The following is a 14628-nucleotide window of genomic DNA, read 5'->3' on the forward strand; positions in this document are numbered from 1 at the left end:
CCTCACGACACGACGAACGCCCGGCCTCGGCCGGGCGTTCGTCGCGTCGGGGGTCAGTCGCGGTCGGTGCTGCCCTCGCCCAGGGCCGACGCGAGCTCGGGGGCGGTGAGCTCTCGGGGTGACTCCTCGACGGTCGTCGGGGTCGCGAGGACCTTGGACTCGTCGAGCATGCTGAGCCGCCGGGCCGACGGGAGGACCGTTCGCTCGAGCGAACCGACGAAGCGGTTGTAGTCGGTGACGCCGGCGCGCAGCGACCGGCCGAGCTTGTCCACGTGACCGGCCATGGTCGACAGCCGCCCGTAGAGCTCGCGGCTGAGGTCGAATAGTTCTTTGGCCTCGGCGGTGACGACGTCCTGTTGCCAGCTGAACGCGACGGTCTTGAGCACGGACCAGAGGGTCACGGGCGAGGCGAGGGCGACGCGCTTCTGGAAGGCGTAGTCCATCAGGGCCGGGTCGGCCTCGAGGGCGGACGACACGAGCGACTCGCTCGGGATGAACGCGATGACGAGCTCGGGCGAGGACTCGAGCCCGGCCCAGTAGGTCTTGCCCGCCAGGGCGTCGACGTGGGCCCGCAGTGCCTTGACGTGCTGCCGGACCAGCTGGTCGCGTCGTGCGCCCTCGTCGCCCGTGGCGGATGCGGGGATGGCGCTCGCCTCGAGGTAGGCGGAGAACGGCACCTTGGCGTCGACCGCGATGTTCTTGCCACCGGGGAGGTGCACCACCATGTCGGGCCGGCCGGAGCCGGCGTCCGACGAGATCGACGTCTGCACGTCGAAGTCGACGCGCTCGACGAGGCCGGCGGCCTGCACGACGTTGCGCAACTGGGTCTCGCCCCAGACGCCGCGCGTGCTGTTCGACTTCAGCGCGGAGGCGAGCGACTCGGCCGTCCCGCGGAGCCGTTCACCCGATTCGGCGGCGGTGCGCAGCTGCTCGCTGAGGGCGCCGTATTGGAGGGTCCGTTCGGCTTCGAGTTCGGCCACCTTCTGCTGGACGGCCTGCAGGCTCTCGGCCACCGGGCTGAGCGCGACGAGCACCTGGCCGTCGGTGCGCGCCCTCTCGGCCTCGGCGATGCGGACGTCGCGGAGGCGGTCCTGGAACTCGCGGAGGCGGTCTTCTTGCTGCGCGATCTGTCGACGGTACTGGTCGTCCTGGCCCTCGAGGCGCTCGCGCGACGCGTCGGCCACGGCGCGGGCAGCGGCGAGGTCGGACGACAGGCGTGCCGTCGCCTCGGCCGCGCGGGTGCGGGCGACGAGTGCGCCGACGGCGACGCCGAGGACGAGACCGAGCAGCAGGGCGAGGAACAGCGCGAGCGGAAGGGGCATGGCGGAAGTGTGGCAGCGGCCACCGACACCGACCGGGAGTCGACGCGGTGGGGTCGGGGATGCCCGACGCGCCTCACGGCGTCGGGCTGGCGTGGGAGAGGCGCCTAGCCGAAGGCCATCGGGAGTCGGTCGGCCCGGGGCACGGCGGGCGCCGTCGGCGCCCCGGCCGGCTGCAGCACCTTCACCTTGACCGAGGCGATCGTCGCGAGCTCGCCGAGGTCGGAGGCGCCGTGGAACAGCGCGGCGTGGGCGACGATGGCCGCGCAGGCCTCGGCGTCGGCGAGGGCGTCGTGGTGCGAGAAGGCGTCGAACCCGGCGGCCGTCGCGGCGACCGGAAGCCGGTACGAGTCGAGCGAGTAGGTCTTGCGGGCGACCTGCAGGCTGCAGAGGTACGACCACGGGGGAGGGGTGAGCCCGGTGGCCGCGCAGGCGGCCTTGATGACGCCCATGTCGAAACCGGCGTTGTGGGCGACGAAGACGTCGTCGCCGGCGAAGTCGGCGAGCAGCTCGAACTGCTCGGCCCAGCCGAAGGCGCCGACCACGTCGCTCGCGACGATGCCGTGGATGCGGGTGTTCCACTCGGAGAACTCGTCGTGCCCGGCCGGTGGCTGGATCAGCCAGCCGACCTTGTCGACGACGACCCCGTCGCGGACCTTGACGAGGCCGACGGAGCAGGCACTGGCGCTGCTCGAGTTCGCGGTCTCGAAGTCGATCGCGGTGAAGTCGATGGGCATTGACTCATGCTCTCACGCGCCTCCGACACCGCCTCCCCAGGCACGGTCGGATGCCGTTCCGTCCCCAGCCGGCGCGACGCCGACGGCACGGCTCGGCAGGCCCGGTACGCTTGACCCTCGTGGCTCTCACTATCGCGATCGTCGGACTGCCCAACGTCGGCAAGTCCACCCTGTTCAACGCCCTGACCAAGAACCAGGTGCTGGCGGCGAACTATCCGTTCGCGACCATCGAGCCCAACGTGGGCATCGTCAACCTGCCCGACCCGCGCCTCCAGGTGTTGGCCGGTCTCTTCGGCAGCGAGAAGATCCTGCCCGCACCGGTGTCGTTCGTCGACATCGCCGGCATCGTCAAGGGGGCGAGCGAGGGCGAGGGGCTCGGCAACAAGTTCCTGGCGAACATCCGCGAGGCCGACGCCATCGCCGAGGTCGTGCGTGGCTTCGACGACCCCGACGTCGTGCACGTCGACGGCAAGGTCGACCCCGAGAGCGACATGGGCACGATCAACACCGAGTTGATCCTCGCCGACCTCGAGACGGTCGAGAAGGCGCTCGTCCGGTACGAGAAAGAGCTGCGGCTGAAGCGCGTCGAGCCGATCGTGCACGAGACGGCCGTGGCCGCCAAGGAGGCGCTCGAGCGCGGGGAGGCGCTCTCGGCCACGAGCATCGACCTCGAGCCGATCCGCGAACTCGGGTTGCTCACCGCGAAGCCCTTCATCTACGTCTTCAACGTCGACGAGGCCGTCCTCACCGACGAGGCGCGCAAGGCCGAACTGCAGGCCCTGGTCTCGCCGGCCGAGGCGATCTTCCTCGATGCGCAGGTCGAGTCCGAGCTGATCGGCCTCGACGACGAGGACGCCGCCGAGCTGCTCGCGTCGCTCGGCCAGGACGAGTCCGGTCTCGACCAGCTCGCCCGCATCGGGTTCGAGACGCTCGGGCTGCAGACCTACCTGACGGCGGGCCCGAAAGAGACCCGCGCCTGGACGATCGGCAAGGGCTGGAAGGCCCCGCAGGCCGCCGGCGTCATCCACACCGACTTCGAGAAGGGCTTCATCAAGGCCGAGGTCATCTCGTTCGACGACCTCGTCGAGACCGGCTCCATCGCCGAGGCCCGTTCGGCCGGCAAGGCCCGCATCGAGGGCAAAGAGTACGTCATGCAGGACGGCGACGTGGTGGAGTTCCGCTTCAACAACTGACCCTCCGGCTCGGGGGCGAGCGCCACTCATCTACTCTCAAGCATGAGCCAAACGGATTCCACGCCCACCGGCACCACCTCCGGCGCCCCCGCACTGCTGCGCCTCGGCGTCCTGGCCACCTCGCGCAAGCCCGACGAGCGGCGCCTGCCGATCCACCCCGCCCACCTCGACCGCATCGACGCCGATCTGCGCGCGAACATGACCCTCGAGCGCGGCTACGGCCTGCGCTTCGGCATCCCCGACGCCGACCTCGAGCCCCTCGTCGCGATGGCCGACCGCGAGCAGATCGTCGCGGACAGCGACGTCGTCCTGCTGCCCAAGCCCCAGGCCGCCGACCTCGAGGGCCTGCGCGACGGTCAGACCCTCTGGGGCTGGCCGCACTGCGTCCAGGACCGCGAGATCACCCAGCTCGCCATCGACAAACGGCTCACCCTGATCGCGTGGGAGGCCATGAACCACTGGCAGTCCGACGGCGGCTACGGCCTGCACGTCTTCCACAAGAACAACGAGCTCGCCGGCTACTGCTCGGTGCTGCACGCCCTCCAGCTCTGCGGCTCGACCGGCGACTACGGCCGTCGCCTCAGCGCCGTCGTCATCGGCTTCGGCGCCACCGCCCGCGGCGCCGTCACGGCCCTCAACGCCCACGGCATCCACGACGTGCGTGTCCTGACGAACCGCAACATCGCCGCCGTCGGCTCGCCGATCCCGTCGGTCAGCATCTTCCAGTTCGAACACGACCCCGAGACACCCGGCGCCAGCACCGTCAACACCCCCGACGGGCCGGTCGCCCTCGCCCCGTTCCTCGCCGCCGCCGACATCGTCGTCAACTGCACCCTCCAGGACCCGAACGCCCCGCTCACCTACCTCCGCGAGACCGACCTCGACGCCTTCCGCCCCGGCAGCCTCATCGTCGACGTCTCGGTGGACGAGGGCATGGGCTTCGACTGGGCCCGCGCCACGACCTTCGCCGAGCCGCTGGTCACCGTGGGCGCCACCACGAACTACTACGCCGTCGACCACAGCCCCTCGCTGCTCTGGAACTCCACGACGTGGGAGATCAGCGAAGCCCTCCTGCCCTTCCTGCGCACCGTCATGGAGGGGCCGACCTCGTGGGCGGCGTCCGACACCATCCGCCGCGCCGTCGAGATCGCGGAGGGGCGGGTCGAGAACGCGGCGATCCTCGAGTTCCAGCACCGCGCCTCCTCGTACCCGCACGCACCGCTCGACTAGCGCAGGCAGGCAGGACGGCAGGCAGGCCGGGTGGCCTCGGCGGAACCGGGCGTTCGTGAACGCCCGTTCACCACGAAGCCGCCCGTCCGTCGGGCGGCTCAGACCGCAGGAGGCGCGGCGAGGGCCGCCAGGACGCGCTCGGCCCCGAAGTCCCATGCCCCGTCGACGTCGCCGCCCAGCTGGAAGCCGCCGTTGAGCTCCATGATGACGAAGCCCGCGACCCACGCCGTGAGGGTGCGGGCGGCGTCGAGGGCTCGCTCCGGCCCGACGAGCTGTTCGCCGACCCGGAGGGCGGCAGCGCTCGCCGCGGCGCCGAACTCGCGTCGCGCGGTGGGGACGCCGGGCCCGGGCGTCATGACCAGTTGGAACGCAGCCGGGCGTTCGTGGCCGAAGGCGCGGAAGGCGTCGAGCACCTCGCGGGCCGACCCCGCCCCGTCGAGCCGCGCGGCCAGGTCGGTGAGGGTGGCCTCCGCGACCGACCGCAGCAGCGCCTCCCGGTTCTCGACCCGCTTGTAGAGCGAGGGGGCGCGGACGCCGACCCGTGCCGCCACGGCGGCCATCGTCAGGCCGGAGGGGCCGTCGGCCTCGAGCAGCTCGCGGGCGGCGAGGAGGATGGCGTCGAGCGAGGTGCGGTCCGGTGTGGGCATCCGTCGAGTATAGCTATTGACAATAGCCATGATGGCTAAGTACCGTAGCCATCATGGAACTCGCACCCTCACTCCACCGCATCGGCAACGACATCGTCGCCGCCTACCTCGTCGTCACGCCCGAGGGCGTGACCGTGATCGACGCCGGCCTGCCTGGCCTCTGGTCCGAACTCGTCACCGAACTCGCCTCGGTCGGACGCACCCTCGACGACGTGAAGGGCGTCGTCCTCACCCACGGCGACTCCGACCACGTCGGCTTCGCCGAACGGCTGCGCCGCGACCATGGGGTGCCCGTGTACGTCCACGCGGCCGACGCCTCGCGGGCGAAGGGCGGACCGAAGCCGAAGAACGGCATGCCTCCCATGAAGCTCGGCCCCCTGCTGGGCTTCGCCGGGTACAGCCTGCGCAAGGGCGGGGCGAAGACCGCCTGGCTCACCGAGGTCGTCGAGGTGCACGGCGGCGAGACGCTCGACCTGCCGGGCTCACCCCGGATCATCCCGATGCCCGGACACTCCGAGGGCAGCATCGCCGTCTTCGTCCCGGGCGTCGACGCCGTCTTCGTGGGTGACGCCCTGACCACGCGACACGTGACGACCGGCCACGTCGGGCCCGCACCGGCTCCGTTCACCGACGAGCCCGAGCAGGCGCTGGCGTCGCTCGACGCCCTGCTCGACACCGGTGCCACCTGGGTGCTGCCCGGCCACGGCGCCCCCTGGGACGGTGGCGTGGCCGCGGCCGTCACCGCCGTCCGCGCCGCCGCCCGCTGACCCGACGGACCAGAACGGGCGAGTTCGGGGGACCCGGGCGTCGTCGACCGCCCGGATGCCGCGAAGTCGCCCGTCATCGCCGTGGGCGTCGGTCCGCACCGACCGGACGTCGTCGCCGCGCGCCGCCGATCGCCGACGCGTCGGCCCGGGCTCAGACCCCGACCGGCACCTCCGCCGGCGTCACCCGCACCAGCACCGCCTTCGACACGGGCGTGTTGCTGCCGATCGACGCGCTGTCGAGGGGCACGAGCACGTTCGCCTCGGGGAAGTACGCGGCGGCGCACCCGCGGGCCGTGGGGTAGGCGACGATGCGGTAGTCGCGGAGCACCCGCTCGACGTCGTCGGCCCAGACCGTCGACACGTCGACCTTCTGGCCGTCGACGAGCCCGAGGTCGTCGAGGTCGAGCGGGTTGACGAACACCACGTGCCGACCCTTCTTGATGCCGCGGTAGCGGTCGTTGAGGCTGTAGATCGTGGTGTTGTACTGGTCGTGCGAGCGCAGCGTCTGCAGCAGCAGCGTGCCCTCGGGGCGTTCGACGTGCTCGAGGTCGTTGACCGTGATCATCGCCTTGCCGACCTTCGTCGCGAACGTGCGCGAGTCGCGCGGCCCGTTCGGCAGCACGAAGCCGTCGCGGCTGCGGACCCGCTCGCTGTAGCGCTCGAAGCCCGGCACGACCCGGCTGATGTGGTCGCGCAACGTGTCGTAGTCGTCCTCGAAGCCCTTCCAGTCGATCTCGAGGTCGGCCCGGTCGCCGAGCGTCGCCCGCGCCAGGCGACTCACGATCGCGACCTCGCTGAGCAGGTCGGGCGCGACCGGCGGCACCTGGCCGTGGCTGCCGTGCACCGAGCACACGGTGTCCTCGACCGAGACGAACTGCGGCCCGGCCGCCTGCACGTCGATCTCGGTGCGGCCGAGCGTCGGCAGGATGAGCGCCTCGGCGCCGACCACGGCGTGCGAGCGGTTCAGCTTCGTCGACACCTGGACGGTCATGTCGGTCCCGCGCATCGCGGCCTCGGCGAGCTGGGTGTCCGAGATCGCGGCCACGAGGTTGCCGCCCATGCCCATCCAGAACTTGATCCGCCCCTCCTGCATGGCCTTGATGCCCTTGAGGGCGTCGACGCCGTGCTCGCGCGGCGGGTCGAAGCGGAACTCCTTCTGCAGGGCGTCGAGGAACTCGTCCGAGACCTGCTCCCAGATGCCCATCGTGCGGTCACCCTGCACGTTGCTGTGCCCGCGGATCGGCGAGGCGCCGGCGCCCGGCTTGCCGATGTTGCCGCGCAGGAGCAGCAGGTTGATGATCTCCTTGATGGTGTCGACGGCCTTGCGGTGCTGCGTGATGCCCATCGCCCAGGTGATGATCACCCGGTCCGAGGCCAGGTAACGGTCGGCCAGCTCGTCGATCTCGGCGCGGTCGAGCCCGGTCGCGAGCAGCACCTCGTCGTCGTCGACCTGCGCGATGTGCTCGCGGAAGGCCTCGAGCCCGACGGTGTGCTCGGCCAGGAACTCGTGGTCGAGCACCGTGCCGGGGGCGGCGTCCTCGGCCTCGAGGACGCGCTTGGCGACGGCCTGCAGCAGCGCCATGTCGCCGCCGAGCCGGATCTGCAGGAACTGGTCGGCGATCTCGGTGCCGCGACCTGCGACGCCCCGCGGCAGCTGCGGGTTCTTGTAGCGACGCAGGCCGGCCTCGGGCAGCGGGTTGACCGCGACGATCTTCGCTCCCTTCAGCTTGGCGTCCTCGAGGGCCGTCAGCATGCGCGGGTGGTTCGTGCCCGGGTTCTGGCCCAGGATGACGATCAGGTCGGCCTGTTCGAAGTCGTCGTAGGCGATGGTCGACTTGCCGATGCCGACCACCTCGGCCATGGCGAGGCTCGTCGACTCGTGGCACATGTTCGAGCAGTCGGGCAGGTTGTTGGTGCCGAAGGCGCGCACGAACAGCTGGTACGCGAACGCCGCCTCGTTCGAGGTGCGGCCCGAGGTGTAGAACGACGCCTCGTCCGGGCTGTCGAGGGACCTCAGCTTGTCGCCGACGATGCGGAACGCCTCGTCCCACGACACCTCGCGGTAATGGTCGCTGCCGGCGGGCTTGTGCACGGGCTTCGTGAGGCGGCCCTGCATGCCGAGCCAGTACTCGGTCTTGTCGAGCAGGTCGGTCACCGAGTGCTCGGCCCAGAACGTGTCGGGCACGAGCACCGGGTTGGCCTCCCAGGTGACCGCCTTGGCGCCGTTCTCGCAGAACTCGGCCACCTTGCGGTGGTTCGGGTCGGGCCAGGCGCAGCTCATGCAGTCGAAGCCGTCCTTCTGGTTCAGCGACGTCATGAGCTTGACGGTGCGGGCCAGCCCGAGCTGCTTGATGGCCGGGTCCATCGAGTGCAGCACGCCGGGCACGCCGGCGGCCCACTCGCGCGGGGGGCCGACCTCGATGTCGGCGTCGGTCACGTCGGAGACGGGCGGTTTCTCGGTCACGGTCTGGTTCCGATCGTCAGGGGGACGGGCGAGGAGGCGCGCGTCGCGCCACCGGGGGAGTCGAGGGAGGACGAGGAGGCGCGGGCCGCCTCGCCGGGGACGCCTGCGTCGGCCGCGGGCTCGGTCCCGTCGGGCTCGCCGAGTCGGTCGGGCCGTGAGTACACGACCATGGACCGCCCGCGGAGGAACCCCACGATCGTGACGCCGAGCTCGGTCGCGAGGTCGACGGCGAGCGAGGACGGCGCCGACACGGCGGCGAGCACCGGGATGCCGGCCATCGAGGCCTTCTGTGTCAGCTCGAACGAGGCGCGACCCGAGACCATCAGGACGGTCCCGGTCAACGGCAGCCGCGCCTCCTTGACGGCCCAGCCGACGACCTTGTCGACGGCGTTGTGCCGGCCGACGTCCTCGCGCAGCACGAGCAGCTCGCCGGTGCGGCCGTCGAAGAGCGCCGCGGCGTGCAGCCCGCCGGTCTTCTCGAACACGTCCTGACCCTCGCGGAGGCGGTCGGGGAAGGTGGCGAGCAGTGCGGGGTCGACGACGAGGGGGTCGTGCAGCACGTCATGCTGCGACGTCGTGCGGACGGCGTCGATCGAGGCCTTGCCGCACAGCCCGCACGAGCTGGTCGTGTAGAACGCCCGCTCGAGGCTCGGGTCGGGCGCCGGCACCCCGGGCGCGAGCGTGACGTCGAGCACGTTGTACGTGTTGAGCCCCTCGGCGGTGGCCCCGGCGCAGTAGCGGGCGGCGAAGAACTCGTCACCGGTCGAGATGACGGCCTCGGACACGAGGAACCCCGCGGCCAGGTCGAAGTCGTGACCGGGTGTGCGCATGGTGATGGCGAGCGACGTGCCGCCGACGCGGATCTCGAGGGGTTCCTCGACCGCGAGGGTGTCCATGGTCTTGCGGACGCCGGCGCTGCCGTCGTCACCGACCGTGATGCGGGTCACCGGTTTGCGGGACGTGATGCGTGCCATGGGTCAGGTCTACCCCTCGAACCCCGGAATCGAAAGCCGGCGGGGTCCGCGCCTCACCACGGGAGGCCGAGCGAGGGGACGACGTCGCCCGCCCGCGCCCCGCCCTCGGGCACGACGAGCAGCCCGTCGGCGTCGGCCAGGCCGCGCAGCATCGCGGACGACTGACGCTCGGTCGGGACGGCACCGTCCGGCGTCACCCGGTACGCCTGCACGAGCGCCCCGGGTCGGGGGTGAGCGACGTCGACGGCGAGCGTGACGGACCCGGGAGGCGCGGGTCGCCTGCCGAGGAGGCCGTCGACCACCGCGGTCCCCACGACCACGAGCCCCACGTACGCGGCCATCGGGTTGCCGGGCAGACACAGGTAGAGCGTCCCGCCCCGCCGACCGACGACCAGGGGCTGCCCCGGACGCATGGCGAGACCGTCGATGATCAACTCGGCGCCCAGCCGGTCGAGGGCGGCGCGCACGTGGTCGGTCGGGCCGTGGGCGGTGCCGCCCGTCGTCACCACGAGGCGACTGCCCGGGCGGTCGAGCGCGGCGACGGTGGCGTCGAGGTCGTCGGCCACGCGCGTCGTCGTCGCGGGCGCCGTCCCGAGGGCCTCGAGGAGGCGCGGCACCGGCACCGAGAACACGTCACGGACCGTGCCACGCGCGGGCACGCCCTCGGCGACGACCTCGTCTCCGAGCACGGCCACGGCGACCGACGGCCGCACGACCACGGACACGGCGTCGTGCCCGCCGAGGGCCAGCACGGCCACGCGGGGCGGGGTGAGGAGGGTGCCTGCGGCGAGCAGAGCGTCGCCGAGGTCGATCTCCTCCCCGGCCCGACGGACGTGCGACGGGCGGTGCGGGTCGTCGTCGGCCGTGAGGACGTCGTCGGCGACGTGCCCGGACTCCGAGCGCAGCACGCGGTCGGTCCCGGTCGGCACGACGGCCCCCGTGGTCACCGGTCGGGCGATCCCGGGGGGCAACTCCTCGGCATCGTCGGCGACCCGGCCCGCGACGATCGACGGGCCGAGGCGCCACGGGCCCTCCCCGGCGACCGCCCAGCCGTCCATCGCCGAGACGTCGGAGCCGGGCACGCGCGCGAGGCTCGTGACGTCGTCCGCCACCGTGCGACCGACCGCGTCGGCGAGCACGACGGTCTCGAGGTCGCGGGGCAGGGCCCGTCCGACGTCGGCCGCCTCGGCGCGGGCGACCCGCCAGTCGGCCCGCCGGATCGTCACGCCGGGTCGGCCGTGGCCAGCGCGGTTGCGGTCGCGACGGCCCGGTCGAGCTCGGCCCGGGAGCCGCCGGCAAGTCCTGCGGCGTAACCGACGAGGAACGTCGTCAGCGGAGCAGCCGGGCGCGCGACGCCGTGCGCCGCGTCGCGGGCGAGGTCGAGCACCTCGGGGATGTCGACCACGAAGTCGTCGGGCAGGCCGAGGGCCCGGACGAGTCGTGCGGCCCAGGCGTCGAGTTCGGCAGGTGTGTCGGTCATGGTCGACACTCAACCAGTCGCGTCGGGCCCGCGCCGGACGACACCCAGGCGGTCGGCGTCGTCCACGGTGTCGACGTCGGCGCAGAGCTCGTCGGGCACGGGCACCTCGAGCAGGTCGAGCCCGTCGAGCAGACGGCGCAGCGAGAGGTCGGTGAGGGGGCCGTCGGCCCGCAGCCCTCGGAGTCGCGTCCGCAGGGCGTCGGTCCGGTAGAGAGCGAGCAGTGGCTGACGTCGCCCGTCCGAGTCGACGGCGAGCCGACCGTCCCGGTGTTCGTCGTCCTCGGCGCCGCCGGCGAGGAGGGTCGCCACGGCCTCGGGCGCCCGCGGCAGGTCGCAGGCCAGCACGAGTGCCCACGGTGCCGGGTCGCCGACCACGTCGAGACCGGCCGCGAGGGCGGCGACCGGCCCGGACCAGGCAGGCTCTTCACGGGTCAGCAGGGCTCCGGCGGGCGGCACCCGACCGTCGCGCAGGCCGACCACGACGAGGCTGCGGGCCCCGACCGAGGCCTCGACGGCCCGGTCGAGCAACGTCGCGTCGCCGCTGGTGAACCCGGTCTTGTCGGCGCCGTGCACCCGGGAGGCGCGACCCCCGGCGAGCAGGACGGCGTCGAACACGAGGCTCACGATCACCCGCGCGGTCCGGTCGCGGCGAGCCGGGCGGCCAGCGTGCCTTCGTCGGGGACGAACCAGACGTGCCGCCCACGGTTGGACTCCCGCACCCAGTCACGGAACGCGGCGCTCGCCGCCTCGTGGCGTCCGACGTCGCCCAGCACCACCAACTGCACGCGATAGTCCACGAGCTTCTGGGCGAACTCGCCCGCCCGGCGGGTGCTCAAGTCGAAGAAGGTCGGGTCGAGACGGGCGACCGGCACGACGAGGACCGACGCGTCCGCCCCGAACGCCTCGCCGACGAGGTCGACGGCGTCCGTCTCGGTCGACAGCCGCGGCCCGGCCGCGTCGACGTGCAGGACGCGATGGGGGCCGTGGTCGTCGATGCGCATGCCCACAGGCTAGGCGCAAGGAGGCGCGGTGCCGGTCGGACCGGCACCGCGCCTCCTGAGGGCCTGGCGGGCGTCAGCTCGCGGCGACCTGCTGGTCTCGCTTCGGCAGCACCCAGCCCGGGCGCACGAAGTGGCAGGTGTAGCCGAAGGGGTCCTTCTCGAGGTAGTCCTGGTGTTCTTCTTCGGCTTCCCAGAAGTCGCCGGCGGCGGTGACCTCGGTGACGACGGTGCCCGGCCAGATGCCCGACGCGTCGACGTCGGCGATGGTGTCGAGGGCCGTCGCCCGCTGCTCGTCGTTCGTGTAGAAGATCGCCGAGCGGTAGCTGTCGCCGACGTCGTTGCCCTGGCGGTCCTTCGTCGACGGGTCGTGGATCTGGAAGAAGAACTCGAGGATCTCGCGGTACGAGGTCAGGCCCGGGTCGAAGACGATCTCGACGGCCTCGGCGTGACCGCGGTGGTTGCGGTACGTCGCGTTCGGCACGCTGCCGCCCGAGTAGCCGACACGGGTCGAGACGATGCCCGGTCGGCGGCGCAGCAGCTGCTGGGCGCCCCAGAAGCAACCGCCGGCGAGGATCGCGGTCTCGGTCGTGCCGCTGGGGGCGGGGGTGGATTCGGGGGAGAAGAGCGTCATGTAGGCACCGTATCCTTCGGTTTCGAGTGAGGCGTAGGGGACGAAGCGGAGAGCCGCCGAGTTGATGCAGTAGCGCAGCCCGCCGGTGGCGGTGGGGCCGTCGCGGAAGACATGGCCGAGGTGGCTGTCGCCGGCGGTGGAGCGCACCTCGGTGCGCTTGAAGAACAAGCCCTCGCGCTTCTCGACGACGTGCTCGGCGTCGATGGGGCGCGTGAAGCTCGGCCAGCCGGTGCGGCTGTCGAACTTGTCGACCGAGGCGAACAGGGGCTCGCCCGACACCACGTCGACGTAGATGCCCGCGTCCTTCGAGTCCCAGAACTCGTTGCGGAACGCGGGTTCGGTGCCGCCGCCCTGGGTCACCCGGCGCTGGGTCGAGGTGAGGCGGGCGACCGCCTCGGGGTCTTTCCGGTACTGGTCCGACATGATGCCTCCTGTTCGTCGGCGTCGGTGCGATCGGATGGGTCGGGTGCCCGCGGTCACGTCGATGCCTCCGACGACAACAACCGGGCGGCGCCGCGTGTTCCGTCGGCCTGCGAGGATCGACGCATGAGCCTGATCCGACTGAACGACGTGACCGTCCGCTTCGACGGCACCCCGGTGGTGCGCGAGGCGTTCTTCCGCCTCGACGAGAAGGAGCGCGTGGGGATCGTCGGTCGCAACGGCAGCGGCAAGTCCACGCTGCTCAAGCTGATGCTCGACCAGGTGCAGCCCGACGAGGGCACGGTCACGCTCGAGCAGGGCGTCCGGGTCGGGTACTTCTCGCAGTTCTCCGAGCTCGACGGCACGCAGACGATCGTCGAGGTGCTGACCGGGCTCTTCGCCCACGAGAGGGCGATCGAGGCCGACCTGGCGCAGATCGACGCCGACATCGCCGTGGTCGCGATGGACCCCGACGGCGGGGACGCCCTCGACCAGCTGATCCACCGGCAGTCCGAGCTGTTCGCCGAGATGGACCGGGTCGACGGCTGGGAGTACCCGCGCCGCATCGACACCGCCCTGAGCGTGCTCGGCTTCAGCGACGCGCACCGCACCAGCCCGATCGACGACCTCAGTGGTGGTTGGCGCAACCGGGCGGCCCTGGCGAAGATCGTCCTCGAGGACCCCGACGTGCTGCTGCTCGACGAGCCCACGAACTTCCTCGACGTGGCCGGCGTCGAGTGGCTCGAGTCGTGGTTCCGCGACTTCCACGGCGCGGCCGTGGTCGTCTCGCACGACCGCAGCTTCCTCGACGCGGTCGTCACCCGCATCGTCGAGGTCGAGAACTTCCACCTGCACGACTACCCGGGCGACTTCGCCGAGTACGTCGTCCAGAAGCAGTTCCGGTTGAAGAGCCTCGAGCAGCAGTTCGTGCACGAGTCCGAGCTGCTCGCGTTCGAGGCCGAGGGCATCTCGGACCGCCGCGACGCCGCCAAGGCCGCCAAGCGCCAGGACGGCGGCGACCTGCTCAAGCAGCTGGCCAAGGTGAAGAAGTCGCGGGCACCGCGCCCCGTCGACCAGATCATCACCGAGATCTACTCGGGGCTGCACGTCAAGGACGTCCTCTGCCGGGTCGACGGCCTCGGCAAGGCCCGCGACGACCGCACGCTCTTCGACGACCTCACCTTCGAGCTGCGGCGCGGCGACCGCCTGGTGATCACGGGGGCGAACGGCAGCGGGAAGAGCACGCTGCTGCGGGTGCTGACCGGCGAGGAACGCGCGGACGCCGGTCGGGCCGCGTGGGCGGGCGGGGTCAAGGTGGTCTCGTACGACCAGGTGCTCGCCGAACTCGACGACGACGACACCGTCACGCACTCGGTCAACGCGATGCCCGACAGCCTCGCCCTCACCGCGATGCGGAAGTCGGTCGGGCGGTTCCTCGCCATGTTCCAGTTCAGCGAGGCCGATCTCAAGAAGCGCATCGGGGCGCTCTCGGGTGGTCAGCGGGCCCGCGTCGCGATGGCGCAGTGCCTGCTCTCGGGGGCCTCGGTGCTGCTGCTCGACGAGCCCACCAACCACCTCGACGTGCCGAGCGCCCAGGTGATGGAGCGGGCGTTGCAGCACTTCCCCGGGGCGGTCGTCGTGGTCAGCCACGACCGGTTCTTCGCCGACAAGGTCGCCACCCGTCGGTTGGTGTTCGGGGCGGACGCCGAGCGACCCGAGCGGGTGACCGTCACCGCGGCCTGACCCGTGGGGTGCGAGGGGTGAG

At 71.9% G+C, this 14628-nt stretch carries 14 protein-coding genes; 4 read left to right on the forward strand and 10 right to left on the reverse strand.

Going from position 1 to position 14628, the window contains the following annotated elements:
* Nucleotides 1-53: 53 nt before the first annotated feature.
* Together ASE87_RS13505 and ASE87_RS13510 are read right to left on the reverse strand one after the other, a co-directional pair.
* The gene (locus ASE87_RS13505) at nt 54-1322 is read right to left on the reverse strand and encodes a DNA recombination protein RmuC (protein WP_056229187.1); all 1269 of its coding nucleotides are present in this window, start codon (nt 1320-1322) and stop codon (nt 54-56) included.
* 104 nt (nt 1323-1426) lie between these two features.
* Nucleotides 1427-2056: an exonuclease domain-containing protein gene (locus ASE87_RS13510; protein WP_056229191.1), complete on the reverse strand. Its 630-nt coding sequence runs from the start codon at nt 2054-2056 to the stop codon at nt 1427-1429.
* Nucleotides 2057-2175: 119 nt separating this feature from the next.
* Here ASE87_RS13510 and ychF point away from each other — a divergent pair, with 119 nt between their 5' ends.
* Both ychF and ASE87_RS13520 read left to right on the forward strand, forming a co-directional pair.
* Complete coding sequence (gene ychF / locus ASE87_RS13515) at nt 2176-3249, forward strand: redox-regulated ATPase YchF (protein WP_043597911.1); 1074 nt, start codon at nt 2176-2178, stop codon at nt 3247-3249.
* 42 nt (nt 3250-3291) lie between these two features.
* Nucleotides 3292-4479, forward strand: a complete 1188-nt coding sequence (locus ASE87_RS13520) for a N(5)-(carboxyethyl)ornithine synthase (protein WP_056229194.1) — start codon at nt 3292-3294, stop codon at nt 4477-4479.
* Between the two features lie 98 nt (nt 4480-4577).
* On the opposite strand, the gene ASE87_RS13525 is transcribed toward ASE87_RS13520, so the two are convergent.
* Entirely contained in the window at nt 4578-5126 is a 549-nt protein-coding gene (locus tag ASE87_RS13525) for a TetR/AcrR family transcriptional regulator (RefSeq protein WP_056229196.1), read from the reverse strand.
* A 53-nt stretch (nt 5127-5179) separates the two neighbouring features.
* Between ASE87_RS13525 and ASE87_RS13530 the strand changes: the two genes are divergently transcribed.
* Nucleotides 5180-5893, forward strand: a complete 714-nt coding sequence (locus ASE87_RS13530; RefSeq protein ID WP_056229199.1) for an MBL fold metallo-hydrolase — start codon at nt 5180-5182, stop codon at nt 5891-5893.
* A 151-nt stretch (nt 5894-6044) separates the two neighbouring features.
* Here the strand turns inward: ASE87_RS13530 and ASE87_RS13535 are convergent, their stop codons facing one another.
* The 7 genes from ASE87_RS13535 to ASE87_RS15870 form a co-directional block, all read right to left on the reverse strand.
* Nucleotides 6045-8357: an FdhF/YdeP family oxidoreductase gene (locus tag ASE87_RS13535; RefSeq protein ID WP_056229203.1), complete on the reverse strand. Its 2313-nt coding sequence runs from the start codon at nt 8355-8357 to the stop codon at nt 6045-6047.
* Nucleotides 8354-9331 (reverse strand): formate dehydrogenase accessory sulfurtransferase FdhD, encoded by a 978-nt coding sequence (gene fdhD / locus ASE87_RS13540; RefSeq protein WP_082452625.1) that lies wholly within the window; start codon nt 9329-9331, stop codon nt 8354-8356. The genes ASE87_RS13535 and fdhD overlap by 4 nt, the downstream gene beginning before the upstream one ends.
* Before the next feature lie 53 nt (nt 9332-9384).
* A complete protein-coding gene (locus tag ASE87_RS13545) occupies nt 9385-10557 on the reverse strand; it encodes a molybdopterin molybdotransferase MoeA (protein ID WP_056229206.1) in 1173 nt (390 codons plus the stop codon).
* A complete protein-coding gene (locus tag ASE87_RS13550; RefSeq protein WP_043596044.1) occupies nt 10554-10811 on the reverse strand; it encodes a DUF6457 domain-containing protein in 258 nt (85 codons plus the stop codon). The genes ASE87_RS13545 and ASE87_RS13550 overlap by 4 nt, the downstream gene beginning before the upstream one ends.
* A 9-nt stretch (nt 10812-10820) precedes the next feature.
* On the reverse strand, nt 10821-11426 hold the full coding sequence (locus ASE87_RS13555; protein ID WP_162235890.1) for a molybdenum cofactor guanylyltransferase: 606 nt from the start codon (nt 11424-11426) through the stop codon (nt 10821-10823).
* Between the two features lie 11 nt (nt 11427-11437).
* Nucleotides 11438-11812 (reverse strand): DUF4180 domain-containing protein, encoded by a 375-nt coding sequence (locus ASE87_RS13560; RefSeq protein WP_056229212.1) that lies wholly within the window; start codon nt 11810-11812, stop codon nt 11438-11440.
* 73 nt (nt 11813-11885) lie between these two features.
* Nucleotides 11886-12866: a bifunctional methionine sulfoxide reductase B/A protein gene (locus tag ASE87_RS15870; RefSeq protein ID WP_082452627.1), complete on the reverse strand. Its 981-nt coding sequence runs from the start codon at nt 12864-12866 to the stop codon at nt 11886-11888.
* 123 nt (nt 12867-12989) lie between these two features.
* Between ASE87_RS15870 and ASE87_RS13570 the strand changes: the two genes are divergently transcribed.
* Complete coding sequence (locus ASE87_RS13570; RefSeq protein WP_056229216.1) at nt 12990-14606, forward strand: ABC-F family ATP-binding cassette domain-containing protein; 1617 nt, start codon at nt 12990-12992, stop codon at nt 14604-14606.
* The last annotated feature ends 22 nt before the right edge of the window (nt 14607-14628 follow it).

The organism is Frigoribacterium sp. Leaf44, from assembly GCF_001421865.1.
Classification (GTDB): domain Bacteria; phylum Actinomycetota; class Actinomycetes; order Actinomycetales; family Microbacteriaceae; genus Frigoribacterium.